A 13,090-nucleotide genomic window follows, 5' to 3' on the forward strand; every position below is an offset into this window, starting at 1 on the left:
AAAGTGGCGAACCTCAGGCCCGCCTGCATCTGTAGCGCGCCAGCCCCATGTTTGGTGGACACACATTGCGTTACTGCTGCGTAAAGACGCAAGCCGACGCAGTCCAAAAAGCAAGCGCCCAACCCCTAAAATCAAACGCTATGAACGCCCCCACCCCCAAAGCCCCCGAATCCAACAACGCTGCTGACACCAAAGTCAGCAACTTCCTGCGCCAAATCATCGAAAAAGACATCGAGCAAGGCACCTACGCCAGCCGCCGCTGGGCGGGCAGCCCCGGCGACGCCGCGCACCACGCCAAGGGCGAGCCCGACCCGGCCAAGATCCGCACCCGCTTTCCGCCCGAGCCCAACGGCTACCTGCATGTGGGCCACGCCAAAAGCATCTGCATCAACTTTGGGCTGGCCAAGGAGTACGGCGGCGTGTGCCACCTGCGCTTTGACGACACCAACCCCGAAAAAGAAGACACCGAATACGTCAACAGCATCATCGACGCCGTGAAGTGGCTCGGCTTTGACTGGGCCCAGCTCGGCCAAGCCGCAGACTCTGCCGCACCCTACCAAGCCAGCGACTACTTCGACTTCATGTACCGCGCAGCCGAAGCGCTGATCGAAGCCGGCCACGCCTATTTGGACGAACAAAGCGCCGAAGACATGCGTGCCAACCGGGGCGACTTTGGCAAACCCGGCGTGGACAGCCTCTTCCGCAACCGCACCGTGGCAGAAAACCTGGCGCGATTCCGTGAGATGCGCGACGGCCAGCTGGCCGACGGTGCCGCCGTGCTGCGCGCCAAGATCGACATGGCATCGCCCAACATCAACCTGCGCGACCCGGCCATCTACCGCATCCGCCGCGCCACCCACCACCACACGGGCGACAAATGGTGCATCTACCCGATGTACACCTTTGCCCACCCCATCGAAGACGCGCTGGAGCAAATCACCCACAGCATCTGCACGCTGGAGTTTGAAGACCAGCGCCCGTTTTACGACTGGCTGATGGAGCGCCTGTGCGAGTGCAAGCTGCTGGCCGCGCCCAGCCCCAAACAATACGAATTTGCCCGCCTGAACCTGACCTATGTGATCACCAGCAAACGCAAGCTGGCGCAACTGGTCAATGAAGGCAAAGTCAGCGGCTGGGACGACCCGCGCATGCCAACCATCGTGGGCCTGCGCCGCCGGGGCTACACACCCGAGAGCCTGCGCCTGTTTGCCGACCGCATTGGCGTGACCAAGAGCGACAGTTGGATCGACTACAGCACGCTAGAGGGCTGCCTGCGCGAAGACCTGGAAAACAAAGCCCACCGCGGCATGGCCGTGCTCGACCCCGTCAAGCTCGTGCTGACCAACTGGGCCGAGGCCTTTGGCAGCGACGGCTACACAGAAGATTGCACCCAACCCGCCCTGCCCCACAGCGCGATTGCCGAAGGCCAAACGCCCCCAGCCGACCGCACGTTCCTGATCGGCAAAGAAGTATGGATCGAGCGCGAAGACTTTGAAGAAATGCCGCCCAAGGGCTACAAACGCTTGTTCCCCGGCAACGTGGTGCGCCTGAAAGGCGGCTACGTGATCGAATGCACCGGCTGCGCACGCGACGCGGTAGGCAACGTCACCGAGGTGCACGCCAAAGTGATCCCCGGCACCAAGAGCGGCACGCCCGGCGCCGACAGCGTCAAAGCCAAAGCCGCCATCACCTGGGTGAGCGTGGCCGACAGCGTGCAAGCCGAGGTTCGCCTGTACGACCGCCTGTTTGCCGAAGCACACCCCGATGCGGGCGGCAAAGACTTCTTGCAATCGCTGAACCCCGACAGCCTGAAGGTCGTCACCGCTTATGTGGAGCCATCATTGGCCGGGGCGCAGCCGGACCAGAAGTTTCAGTTTGAGCGCTTTGGGTACTTTGTGGCGGACCGCCTAGATCATGTGGCGGGAGCCAAGCCGGTGTTCAACCGGGTGACGGGGTTGAAGGACAGCTGGGGCAAGTGAGGCCACAGCCGGTGTTGGGCCAGATCACGGCTCAGCACCTGATAGGGTCAGGCCAGCGCGACGCCTGACCATCTCCAAAGAATCCAATAAGATATTTGTGGGTTAATTTTTATTCTTTAATGGTTTAAAAAAGTTAACAAAAGGTTAGTATTCTGCGCACACGACATCGCTAAACGGCGCTGCGCAATGGACCCGAACAATTGACTGCATCTCTCATACCTTGGGCGCTCAAGCCCCTTAGCCAGAACTCAGATCTGAGCCTGTTCGACCGTCTATTTGCAGAAACGCAACCTGACGCGAGCGGTAAAGACTTCTTTCAAATCCTCAACCCGAACAGCCTGAAAGTGGTGACGGCGTATGCGGAGCATTCACTGGCTCAGTCATAGCCGGGCCAAAATTTCAGTTTGAGCGGTTTGGGTACTTTGTGGCGGACCGCCTGGATCATGTGGCGGAAGGTAAGCCGGTGTTTAACCGGGTGACGGGGTTGAAGGATTCGTTGGGGAAGTAATTCGCATCCACATAGAAAAGGGAAGAATATGGAAATATCAGACAGTGAAGTTCGAACAACCATCGCAAACCTTGCAGATGTTGTGAGGGCCGAAAATATTCAATCAACCGGCTATCTTGACTTATATGTCGGGCATGACGCGCTAGACAGCTTAAATAATGTAAATAATCAAGTTGTTTATGGTCGCCGAGGCTCCGGAAAGACTCACCTGCTAAAAGCCCTCCAGGAAAGAGTAAATGGAGAATTCTCAGAATCACGACGAATTGCAGTCTATATCGACTCAAGAAAAATACTTCCACACTCAGAAGCCAACAGCCTCACCCCTGAGCAAACTGCACTTGTAGTATTTCGAAATATAATACAAAAATTAATCGACGCTTTTTCTGAAAATGTTCGCCCAATCTTCGGAAGAGCAGATGTTATATCTATTCGAACTGACCCTCTTGACGAAGATGCAAAGGAAAATCTTAACAGAATTCTAAAGATAATCAATTTAGAGCTTCAGGGTAAGTCCATACTGCGTCTTGCCGAAGTTCCAGTCACTCGAGAAGAGATATCCAAAACAAACAAAGGACTAACACTCTCATCCAGTCCTGGAGTCGCTTATGACAAGAAGAACGAATTCCGAAATCAAACGACAGTAAATGAGACCTCATTCATCAGCATCTTTGATATTGCAGAAAATCTTGAAAAATTAGTTGAATGGCTAGACCTAAATCGAGTTATTTGTCTTGTTGATGAATGGTCAGAGGTCCCTGTCTCTGCACAAAGACATTTGGCAGAAATGATAAAAAAGGCCTTCATAGCCAGCAAGTTTTCTTTCAAAGTTGCAGCGATTCCAAATAGAACCGATCTTGGAATTAAAACTGGGGAAAAGTTCTATGGCCTTGAAGATGGCGGCGACATTTTTGGGTATCAATTAGATAATCGTTATGTGTTTGAGATAGACAAAATCAAGACGCGGCATTTCTTCAATCAGCTTCTTCACAAACACATAGAAGCCACAACACCTGAATTAACCTCCAAACTGCTTGGAAAAAAGAGAACCGAAAACTTCATCAATCTATTTCTAACCAATAAGGCACTTGGCGAACTTCTTATAGCATCAGCAGGAATTCCAAGAGACTTCATCAACCTCTTTATACATTCTTACGAACAATTTAAAGACTCAAATGCAAAGCATATTTCGGTAAAAAATATCAGACTTGCAACTTCAGGATGGTACGAAACTGATAAAAAGAAACAGGTCGATGATAACCCCACTGAAAAAGCGCTACTTCAAGCGATAGTTCAAGAAATAGTGGTAAATAAAAACTCCAGCCACTTCATGATCGGTGAGCAATATTCCACAAATCCTCACATTCAATCGTTGATTGATTTTCGCGTGCTACACCTCAGAAAAAAAGGTTATTCACACAAAGACTTGGCTAAAGAGACCTTCAACGTCTACTCTATCGACTACGGTTGTTACAATCATCTAAACATAACAAGAACCAATTTAGATAACGATTTTCTTGCAAACATAGCGGTACATGAAGACATTCGAGATATCCGACGCATTTATTTAAATGATTCATTTATGCAAAAGTTTCAGCTTAATATTGGGGAAGCCTTTTACTGTCCTCTCTGCAAAAAAGCGGTTGATATCAATCACCCTGCATACGTTAAACAAAAAATCTGTAATCATTGCTACGAAAAGATTTAAGTAAAATAATTCTTTCGACCTACATAACCATAAGCTCCCCAAAACTGTGAACAAGTTGAAAATAGAGATTTCCATTTCTTTGAGGGTGAGAGATGGGGAAGCTCAGATTTACGGAAAGCCAGATTGTTGGAATCTTGCGTGAAGGTGAGGCGGGCCTATCCAATGGCCCCACCAACCCCCTTAAATTTCTCCACAAACGCAGCCACCTTTTGAAACACGGTCTGCTTTTTGGTCAGGTACAGCGGGTTCAGGGGGCTCATTTTGGGGAGCATGGCGTTGAGTTCGGTGCCGTTGTCGCTGGCGTATTCGCGTTTGAGTGAGTGGACGATGTAGCGCTTGGCGGCTTCGGCGTTCAGGTTTTCTGAGCTGATCAGCTCTTGCGCTTCGCGCAGCTGTTCGGCTTGCGCGAAGGTGAAGAAGGCTTCGATCACGCTGGCTTTGTCGTCGAACTGGCTCAGGTCCGTCTGGTTGATGAAGTCCACCAACAAACTCTCTTTGGCACGGTTGTCCAAGCTGGCGCGAATGGCGCGGCGCACCTCTTCCACCAAGGCGGCTTTGGTCTTGACCTTTTTGTTGTTGTCAAAAATCAGCTCAAGGATGTAGTCCAGGTTGATCTCTTGCGACTTGAGCAAGTCCACCTCAAACACCACATCGTCCCAATCGACGTTCGACTGCTCTGGTGCCCCGCCCTCACGCTGGCGGCGCAGCCAATCGCGAATGTCGTTGTAGGCCGATCGGTAGTCTTGTGCTGGAGTTTTAGCTAAAACAGAGTTCAGATAAAACGAACTTTACGAAATAAACCAATCAACCCAAAATAACGGGGCCAGCATGTTGTTTGCTGGCCCCGTTTCATTTGGAAATCCCATGATTGTTCTCAAATGCTCACAAGACAAATTGCTGTCTGTCTTGCAATCAATGTCAAACATCATTGAACGTCGATGGACACTACCATCGATAGTTGAGTGCTGCACCTCGTCGGATCAAATTGTGACAACGTCTGTGCCAATGCCCCCCGGGCTGATTGGGCTGCTAAGGCACTTGATAGCTTCAAAAACTTCAAATCTCAAATCGCACGGTCACAAGCCCACAACGGCTGAGGGGCCCAATCACCGCACGGGGTTTTTCAGCGCCCAAAAGCTGAACATGCGCAACGCGCCATGAGCGTGGACCTTTGCAGAAACACACCATGAACACCCTCACCTTCCCTCTCTCTGCCATCCCAGATTTGCCCCGTGACAAAGCCAGCCGCCAAGACCCTTACGCATCAGAAGCGCAAACCAATGCGCTGCTGCGCTTTGGCGCGCAGTACCGGCTGCAACGCATTCAGGCAGCTGACATGATCACCACCGACGAAGCTGCCACCCTGTCGGGCACTACCCGCGTGACCATGAACGCCTGGATCAAAAGCCGCCGCTGCATTGGCGTGTCGCACCTGCGCCGGGGCAACAAGCTGCCCCGCTGGCAGTTCGAGCCGTTCATCTTTCCGGTCATCGCGCCCATGGCTGCCGCTTTGGGTTCGACCGACGGCTGGCAATTGCTGGCTTTCCTGGAAAGCCCGCACCCGGCACTGGACGGCCAGTCACCCCGCACCGCGCTGGAGCAAGGCACACCCGCCCAGCGCGTGATCGATCTGGCGACGGCAGAGGGGCATTGAACGCCTATTTTCTTCAACTCCCGCAGCTTGCGTGCATTACGCTGCTGGACTTCCCAGACGCCGATTGAAACGACGTCAATCGTTAATTTTCCGAGTCGATGCAACCCCAATTCATACTCCACTTCTGGTTCACCGAACTCACCCCCAAGGACCACTTCGCCAAAGACGCTGCCTTGGACGAAGCCATCCGCACCCGCTTCGGGGCCACGCTGGCGGCGGCGGCGCAGTGTGAGTTGTTTGGCTGGCGCACCACGCCCGAGGAGTTGGCGTTTTGAGTGAGCCGGGGTCGGGCTTTTAGCCATGCCTAGCCTTGTGTTGTCATTCTTGACAACATTTAAATTATGTTGGCAAAATAGCCAACATGTCTGCCGAACTGATTACCCGCTTCAAGAACATCACACCCGATGGTGGCGTGATCGAGTTGGTGGTCTGGAAGGTGCCCACCCCGGTTCCACCCACCGAACACGGCTTCAAATACCGAGCGGTTTATGCCATGGATGGCGTGCGCATCGTTGGCTTTGACAACGAGCGGGGCAATGGCGACCACTGCCATTTGGACGGGCAAGAGCTGCCTTACACAATCACAGGCGTGGACCAACTGGTGGAAGACTTCATTGCCGCCGTAGCGGCCAGGAGAGCAACATGACTGAGCGATTTTTGACGATTACCCTGCAACCCGACTGGCAAGCCGGTTTGCGTGCCGCATCCCATGCGGCACAGCAAGACACTTACCAAGGCGAAGTGCTCAACTTTGAAAGCCCCGGCCACTTCTTTGGCCAGCTGACAGAAAAGCGCTGGGCGCTGGTGCGTACGGCGCAAGGCAAAGGCGAGCTTTCGGTGCGCGAGCTGGCACGATTGGTGGACCGCGATGTCAAGCGCGTGCACGAAGACGTGGTGGTGCTGGCCGAACTGGGACTGCTTGAGCGCACCGAGTCTGGCGGTGTGCTCTGCCCTTACTCCTCTATGCACATTGACATGTACCTCAAGGCGGCATGAGCCCAGCTGTCATGCAGCCTCCTTTTCTGGTTCAGCGAACTCACCCCCAAGGACCACTTCGCCAAAGACGCCGTCTTGGACGAAACCATCCGCACCCGCTTCGGGGACACGCTGGCGGCCGCGGCGCGGTGTGAGTTGTTTGCCTGACGCACCACGCCCGAGGGGCGTTTGGCCGAGGTCTAGGTGCTCGACCAGTTATCGCGGAAGGTTTATCGCGAAACCGCATCAACTGGAACCGACCATCAGCAACCATAAGGAGCGCCTGTTTAATGAAACCCGGTACTTGGCCGACCGCCACGACCCATTATTGAGGCGTTGCGAGACCCGGTTTATTTGTCGAGATGCTTTGTAGATACCGGTGCGCTCTGCTGGCCCAACGGGCTGGAACTTTCAGCCGCTCGACTGTATGAGCTGTCTCATGCCCTCAAAGCCGCTGCTTGATCAGAAACGATCTCAACAAGATAACGAAATTTACGAATTTTCCTAAAATCACGGGGTCAGTATCTTGGGTGCTGGCCCTGTTTCGTTGGTCAAGCGGGTACACCTGGAAGAACACCACGAACACCTGGATCAAATTGACCGCCGCATGGGCGTGTCGGAAGATCTTCGAGGCCTGCAACCGCCTCGATCAACATTCACCGACTCTGCCTGAGGGTCCGACTCAGCAAGATCACCGGGATCAAACCCACCAGCACCAGCGCCAGCGAGGGCAAAGCCGCCTCACCCAAGCGCTCGTCGCGCGCCAGCTGGTAGGCCACCACGGCCAGGGTATCGCTGTTGAAGGGGCGCAGCACCATGGTGGCGGGCAGCTCCTTCATCACGTCCACAAACACCAGCAAGGCGGCGGCGATGGTGGTGCGCTGCAACAGGGGCGCGTGCACACGGCGCATCAAGCCCCAGCCCGTCACGCCCAGCATGCGGGCCGAGTCGTCCAGGCTGGCCGGAATGCGCGCATAGCCGCTTTGTACCGACTGCAGCGCCACAGCGCAAAAACGCACCAAGTAGGCCCAAACCAGGCCGAGTGATGTGGCCGTGATCCAGGCCCCCGCCGACGAGGCGGGCCAGGTTTGTTGAATCCAGCCCACAGGCAAGAGCAAACCGACCACCACCACCGCACCGGGTATGGCATACCCCAAGCCCACCAGCTGGATCGCGCCCTGGCTGATGCGGTCGGCCCGGGTGCGCACGCTGAAAGCCAGCGCCAGCGCCACACCCACCGCCAGCACCGCCGTGATGGCGCCCAAGCGCAAGCTGGTCCAGGCCCACTGGCCAAAGCGCTCCCAAGGCATCTCCGTCGTTTCGCCCATAAAAGCCCGCAGCATGATCAGCACCGGCAGCACAAAGCCCAGCAGCACGGGCAAGCTGCAGACCGTCCACGCCAACACGCGGAGCGTGCCATGCAGCTGCACCGGCTGCGCTTCTGCCGATCCTTGGCGCGAACCACGCCCTTGGTTGAAGCGCATGCGCTTTTGGGCGCGTTGCTCCAGCTGCAGCAAGACCACCACCACGCCCAACAGCACCGTGGCCAGTTGGGCCGCCGCGATGCGGTTGTCCATGGACAGCCAGGCTTTGTAAATGCCGGCCGTGAAGGTCTGGATGCCGAAATAGCTCGACACACCAAAGTCAGCCAGGGTTTCCATGAGCGCCAGCGCCACCCCTGCCGCCACGGCGGGGCGTGCCAGCGGCAAGGCGATTTCACGGATGCGGCGGGACAAAGGGGCGCCCAGCAGGCGGGCCGCTTCCATCAAACCCGAAGCCCGCTCCACCAAAGCAGTGCGGGCCAGCAAATAAACGTAGGGGTACAAAGACAAAGTGAACACCAGCGCCGCGCCCCAGACGCTGCGCACATCGGGCCACAAACGGCCTTGCAAACCCAGCGCCTCACGCAGGGCCACCTGCAGCGGCCCGCTGAACTGCAAAAAGTCGGTGTAGGCGTAGGCCACCACATAGGCCGGCATGGCCAGCGGCAAGAGCAGCAGCCATTCAAAAACGCCGCGCCCCGGAAAATCAAACAAGGTCACCAGGGCGGCTGTGGCCAAGCCCAGCACCGTCACACCCACCGCCACCATCAGGCACAGGCCCAACGTGGTCAGCGCGTAATCGGGCAGCACGGTGGCCGCCATTTCGCGCAAGATGCTGGCGCTCTCGCCACTCCACTGCAGCCACGAGCCGAGCACGGCCAACACCGGCAAGGCCAAAGCCAGCGCCAGCAGCGCAAACAGCAAAGAGGGGAGACCCGATAAACGGCGGGCCAAGGTGGTCAGCATAGCCATCGATTGTAGGAGCGCCAAACAACCTGCCTACAATCCAGAGCATGTTTCTAGAACTGCGCCAACTCGACATCCAATACCCCGGCAGCACCACACCAGCCGTGCAGCGGGTGAACTTGGGCCTGCGCTCGGGTGACATTGGCGTGCTGATCGGCCCATCCGGTTGCGGCAAGACCACCTTACTGCGCGCGGTGGCAGGTCTGGAGCCGCTGTCGGGCGGGCAAATTTTGCTGTCCAACCGGGTCGTCAGTGAAAAAGGCCACACCGAACCGGCCGAGCGCCGACGCATTGGGATGGTGTTTCAGGACTACGCACTGTTTCCGCACATGGACGTGGGCCGCAACGTGGGCTTTGGGCTGGAACACCTGTCCAAAGCCGAACGCCAAAAACGGGTGACCGAGGTGCTGGAGCTGGTCGGGCTGGCCGGCTCGGACAAACGCTTCCCGCACGAACTCTCGGGCGGCCAGCAGCAACGCGTGGCCTTGGCCCGTGCGCTGGCGCCTAAACCCGACTTGCTGCTGCTCGATGAGCCGTTTTCCAACCTGGACATCGACCTGCGCGAGCGACTTGCGCACGAGGTGCGCAACATCCTCAAAGCCGCCCAGGCCACCGCGCTGCTGGTCACACACGACCAGCTCGAAGCCTTTGCGATTGGGGACGTGATCGGCGTGATGAACGAAGGCCAGTTGCACCAGTGGGACGACGCCTACAGCCTCTACCACCGCCCAGCCACCCGCTTTGTGGCCGACTTCATTGGCCACGGCGTCTTCACGCCCGCCACGCTGCGCGAGGTGGACGGGCACATTCTGGTCAGCACCCCGGTGGGCGAGCTGCGCGATGTGGCCGAATGCCCCCTGCCCTGCGCTTTTGAGGGCGGCGAGTGCGACGTGTTGCTGCGGGCCGACGACATCGTGCACGACGACGATGCCCCAGTGAAGGCTGAAATCATCCGAAAGGCTTTTCGCGGCTCGGAATTTCTCTACACACTGCGCCTGGCCAGCGGCGATCTGCTGATGGCCCATGTGCCCAGCCACCACGACCACAAGCTGGGCGAATGGATCGGTATCCGGGCCGAAGTGGACCATGTGGTCACGTTCAACCGCGCTTGCCCCGTGAACGACCGCGACCTTTGCCAGATGCCCTGCGCCAAAGCAGATGCCTGTGAGCATACGGACCCCAAGTACCAAACGATCAAATTCACGTCGTTGTAAATTTTGATAGCGGCGACCTTGTCACAAGCTCAGGGTCTGTTGCTGACCCCATCCCTTCAACAGCCATGCAGCAGCCTGACGGCTCTTTCCATTTGATGTTTTTATGAATTTCAACATTTTTTAAAAGTTATTTGCAATATTTCTATAAATACATAAAATATGTCGAGTTTCTTGCAAAATTTTCTTATTAATGTTTTCAGAATCTTTTAACCGCAACGCAAACGCCTTAACACCAGACGCTGGTGAGCGAAGCAGCTTCTTCAATTTCAAACAGGTGGTGTTGTCCTCGCCCAAGCTCACCCCTGCTAACACATTATTTGGGCCACAAGATCGACTGGTCATCAAGACCAGGTCTGTCTTGGCCATCCGCCCATGCAGGCCCCGGGTACAAGCCAGTTGCCTTGAAAAATTGCTGCGTCAAGCCACGAAGCCATAAATTTCGGCCTGGAGCCGACAAGCCAGCACTCCTGATATGGCGCAATTGATACGCTGGCTTAGGCCTAGAGTGGCCTGGCTGCTGGCGCTTCTGGGCCATGGGCATGGATGAAGGACCGGTACAGCCCCTATCAGGACACCAAAGAGCGACTCAAGCCGCATCCCTCAAAGTCATGATGTCCTGGCGCAGGTCCTGCGCCCAAGCACGGCGATCCCGGCCGTTGGCGACTTGGGGCTCGCCAAAGTGAACCACCGCCTCGATGCGGCTGGATTTCAGGGTCCGCCACATGGACCCAATGAGGGTGTCGTCACCGATGTAACAAGGCGCAAAGCTGAGTTCACCCGTTTGGGCGTCGGTGAATTTCAGCGACATGGGCTGCACCGGGGCCTCGGCCTGGATGGCGGCCTGGATCAGGTTGGCGTGAAAGGGCAGCAACTCGCGCCCATCACTGGTCGTGCCTTCCGGAAACACCGCCACCACATCGCCATTGCGCATGGCATCGGCCATGTCATGGACCATGCGCAGCGCGTCTTTGCGGCTGGTGCGCTCGATGTAGAGCGTGCCTGCGCCCGTGGCCAGCATGCCCACCAGCGGCCAGTCACGGATATCGGATTTGGAGACGAAACGGCAGTGCCTGGCCGCGTGAATGACCAGAATGTCGAGCCAGGAGATGTGGTTGGCGACCATGAGCGCCGGACCATTGGCCACCGGCTGGCCCAGTACCCGCAAATGAACACCCCACAACGCCAGAAACTGCAGCGCCCAAGCTTGCACCCGCATCTCGCGCTGCTCGGGCGTGAGTTGGGGAAAGCGCGCATAAATCGTCCACATGCCCACCAGCACGTGCCACAAGCCGCGCAAAAATTTCCAGAGGGCTTTTAGAGAGCGCATACCGCTGCTGCGCCATGATGAGCCGCATTGACACCTTGCCCTGTACGGCAATGGCCAGTGCCCCATCGCGCCCCGCATCGCCCACAGAGGTGGGCTCCTACGTAGACTGGCATCTCGTGGGTTTTGCTCATTGCGCCTCGAAAGCCACTTGCCCGCCCACCACCGTGGCCAGCACGCGGCCGGGCAACTCGTAACCAGAAAACGGCGTGCTCTTGCCTTGGCTGCGCAATGCGGCGTCGCGCACCAACCAATGGCCTTCGGTGGACAGCACGCACACATCGGCCACACCACCCACAGCCAGATGACCGATCGAGTCTTGCAGGCTGCCCAGGGTTCTGCCCAGCACGCGAGAGGGGTCGGCGGTGATGCGCGAGAGCACTTGCGGCACGGGCAGACCGGCCTCTTGTCCCCACTTGAGGGCCAGGCTCCACAGCAGCTCCATGCCCGTGGCGCCGGGTTCGGCTTCGGCAAACGGCAAGTCTTTGGCGTCGGCATCGACCGGGGTGTGGTCGGACACCAGCACGTCCAGCGTGCCATCGGCCAGGCCCGCACGCAGCGCATCGCGGTCGCGCTGCTGGCGCAGCACCGGCGTCAGACGCGCACGGCTGTCAAAGTAGCCCATGTCGGCGTCGGTCAGGTGCAGCGAGTTGATGCTCACATCTGCGGTGATGGGCAGGCCCTCGGCCTTGGCCTGGCGGATCAGCTCCACCCCGGCGGCGCTGCTGATGCGGCACAGGTGCACGCGGGCCCGGGTGCTGCGCACCAGCTCAAAAATCGTGTGCAAGGCGATGGTTTCGGCCGACACCGGCACACCCGACAGGCCCATGCGCGTGGCCAGTGCCCCACTGGCGGCCACACCTTTGCCCAGATAAAAGTCTTGCGGACGCAGCCAGACAGCAAAGCCAAACGTGCTGGCGTATTGCAAAGCACGCTGCACCACCTGGGTGTTGGCCAGCGCCACTTCGGCCTGGCTAAAGCCCACGCAACCGGCTGCCGTCAACTGCCCCATTTCGGTCAGCACATCGCCTTTCAGGCCCACGGTCAGTGCGCCCAGCGGCAGCACGCGGGCTTGGTGCAGTTTTTCGGCGCGGTAACGCAGCATCTCGACCAGACCGGGTTCGTCCAGCACCGGCTCGGTGTCGGGCGGGCAAACCAGGCTGGTCACGCCACCGGCCACGGCGGCGGCCATTTCGCTCTCCAGCATGCCGGCGTGTTCTTGGCCGGGCTCGCGCAGGCGCGCTGCCAAATCGACCAAGCCCGGGGCCACGATGCAGCCTTGGGCATCGATCACGCGATCAGGGCCGAAGTCGGCAGGCGCTTGGCCCAGCGCCACGATGCGCCCCCCAGCCATCGCCAGATCGGCAATTTGGTCAAAGCCGCTGGCGGGGTCGATCACGTGGCCGTTTTGGATGAGAAGTTTCATCTGGTTTTCCTTGTCCG

The 13,090-nt window shown here is 57.5% G+C and carries 11 protein-coding genes and 1 pseudogene; 8 read left to right on the forward strand and 4 right to left on the reverse strand.

Annotated elements, in window-relative coordinates; all coding sequences use genetic code 11:
* Window positions 1-140: 140 nt before the first annotated feature.
* From B9Z50_RS02195 to B9Z50_RS17380, 3 genes and pseudogenes are all read left to right on the forward strand, one after another.
* Window positions 141-1,979, forward strand: coding sequence for a glutamine--tRNA ligase/YqeY domain fusion protein (locus B9Z50_RS02195; protein ID WP_108362039.1), 1,839 nt, complete (start codon window positions 141-143; stop codon window positions 1,977-1,979).
* A gap of 260 nt (window positions 1,980-2,239) precedes the next feature.
* Window positions 2,240-2,487: pseudogene (locus B9Z50_RS02200) on the forward strand (glutamine--tRNA ligase); the annotation flags it as partial.
* A gap of 28 nt (window positions 2,488-2,515) precedes the next feature.
* Window positions 2,516-4,192 (forward strand): ATP-binding protein, encoded by a 1,677-nt coding sequence (locus B9Z50_RS17380; protein WP_146183143.1) that lies wholly within the window; start codon window positions 2,516-2,518, stop codon window positions 4,190-4,192.
* Window positions 4,193-4,347: 155 nt separating this feature from the next.
* Here B9Z50_RS17380 and B9Z50_RS02210 read toward each other — a convergent pair whose 3' ends face one another.
* Entirely contained in the window at window positions 4,348-4,968 is a 621-nt protein-coding gene (locus B9Z50_RS02210) for a hypothetical protein (RefSeq protein ID WP_199221664.1), read from the reverse strand.
* Between the two features lie 410 nt (window positions 4,969-5,378).
* Here B9Z50_RS02210 and B9Z50_RS02215 point away from each other — a divergent pair, with 410 nt between their 5' ends.
* The 4 genes from B9Z50_RS02215 to B9Z50_RS02230 all read left to right on the forward strand — a co-directional run bounded on the left by B9Z50_RS02215 (window position 5,379) and on the right by B9Z50_RS02230 (window position 6,842).
* Window positions 5,379-5,846, forward strand: a complete 468-nt coding sequence (locus B9Z50_RS02215; protein ID WP_108362041.1) for a hypothetical protein — start codon at window positions 5,379-5,381, stop codon at window positions 5,844-5,846.
* A 98-nt stretch (window positions 5,847-5,944) separates the two neighbouring features.
* The gene (locus tag B9Z50_RS02220) at window positions 5,945-6,121 is read left to right on the forward strand and encodes a DUF924 family protein (RefSeq protein WP_108362042.1); all 177 of its coding nucleotides are present in this window, start codon (window positions 5,945-5,947) and stop codon (window positions 6,119-6,121) included.
* A gap of 86 nt (window positions 6,122-6,207) precedes the next feature.
* Window positions 6,208-6,492 carry a DUF6516 family protein gene (locus B9Z50_RS02225; protein WP_108362043.1) on the forward strand — a complete coding sequence of 95 codons (285 nt, stop codon included), beginning with the start codon at window positions 6,208-6,210 and terminating at the stop codon, window positions 6,490-6,492.
* Window positions 6,489-6,842 (forward strand): hypothetical protein, encoded by a 354-nt coding sequence (locus B9Z50_RS02230; protein ID WP_108362044.1) that lies wholly within the window; start codon window positions 6,489-6,491, stop codon window positions 6,840-6,842. Before B9Z50_RS02225 ends, B9Z50_RS02230 begins: the two co-directional genes overlap by 4 nt.
* A gap of 635 nt (window positions 6,843-7,477) precedes the next feature.
* On the opposite strand, the gene B9Z50_RS02245 is transcribed toward B9Z50_RS02230, so the two are convergent.
* Window positions 7,478-9,109 (reverse strand): iron ABC transporter permease, encoded by a 1,632-nt coding sequence (locus B9Z50_RS02245; RefSeq protein WP_108362046.1) that lies wholly within the window; start codon window positions 9,107-9,109, stop codon window positions 7,478-7,480.
* Window positions 9,110-9,156: 47 nt separating this feature from the next.
* Here B9Z50_RS02245 and B9Z50_RS02250 point away from each other — a divergent pair, with 47 nt between their 5' ends.
* Entirely contained in the window at window positions 9,157-10,323 is a 1,167-nt protein-coding gene (locus B9Z50_RS02250) for an ABC transporter ATP-binding protein (protein ID WP_108362047.1), read from the forward strand.
* Between the two features lie 586 nt (window positions 10,324-10,909).
* On the opposite strand, the gene B9Z50_RS02255 is transcribed toward B9Z50_RS02250, so the two are convergent.
* Together B9Z50_RS02255 and B9Z50_RS02260 are read right to left on the reverse strand one after the other, a co-directional pair.
* Window positions 10,910-11,650 carry a 1-acyl-sn-glycerol-3-phosphate acyltransferase gene (locus tag B9Z50_RS02255; RefSeq protein ID WP_108362048.1) on the reverse strand — a complete coding sequence of 247 codons (741 nt, stop codon included), beginning with the start codon at window positions 11,648-11,650 and terminating at the stop codon, window positions 10,910-10,912.
* A gap of 127 nt (window positions 11,651-11,777) precedes the next feature.
* Window positions 11,778-13,073 (reverse strand): dihydroorotase, encoded by a 1,296-nt coding sequence (locus B9Z50_RS02260; RefSeq protein ID WP_108362049.1) that lies wholly within the window; start codon window positions 13,071-13,073, stop codon window positions 11,778-11,780.
* Window positions 13,074-13,090 lie beyond the last annotated feature (17 nt).

The sequence above is a fragment of the Limnohabitans sp. Bal53 genome, assembly GCF_003063355.1.
Lineage (GTDB): Bacteria > Pseudomonadota > Gammaproteobacteria > Burkholderiales > Burkholderiaceae_C > Limnohabitans_A.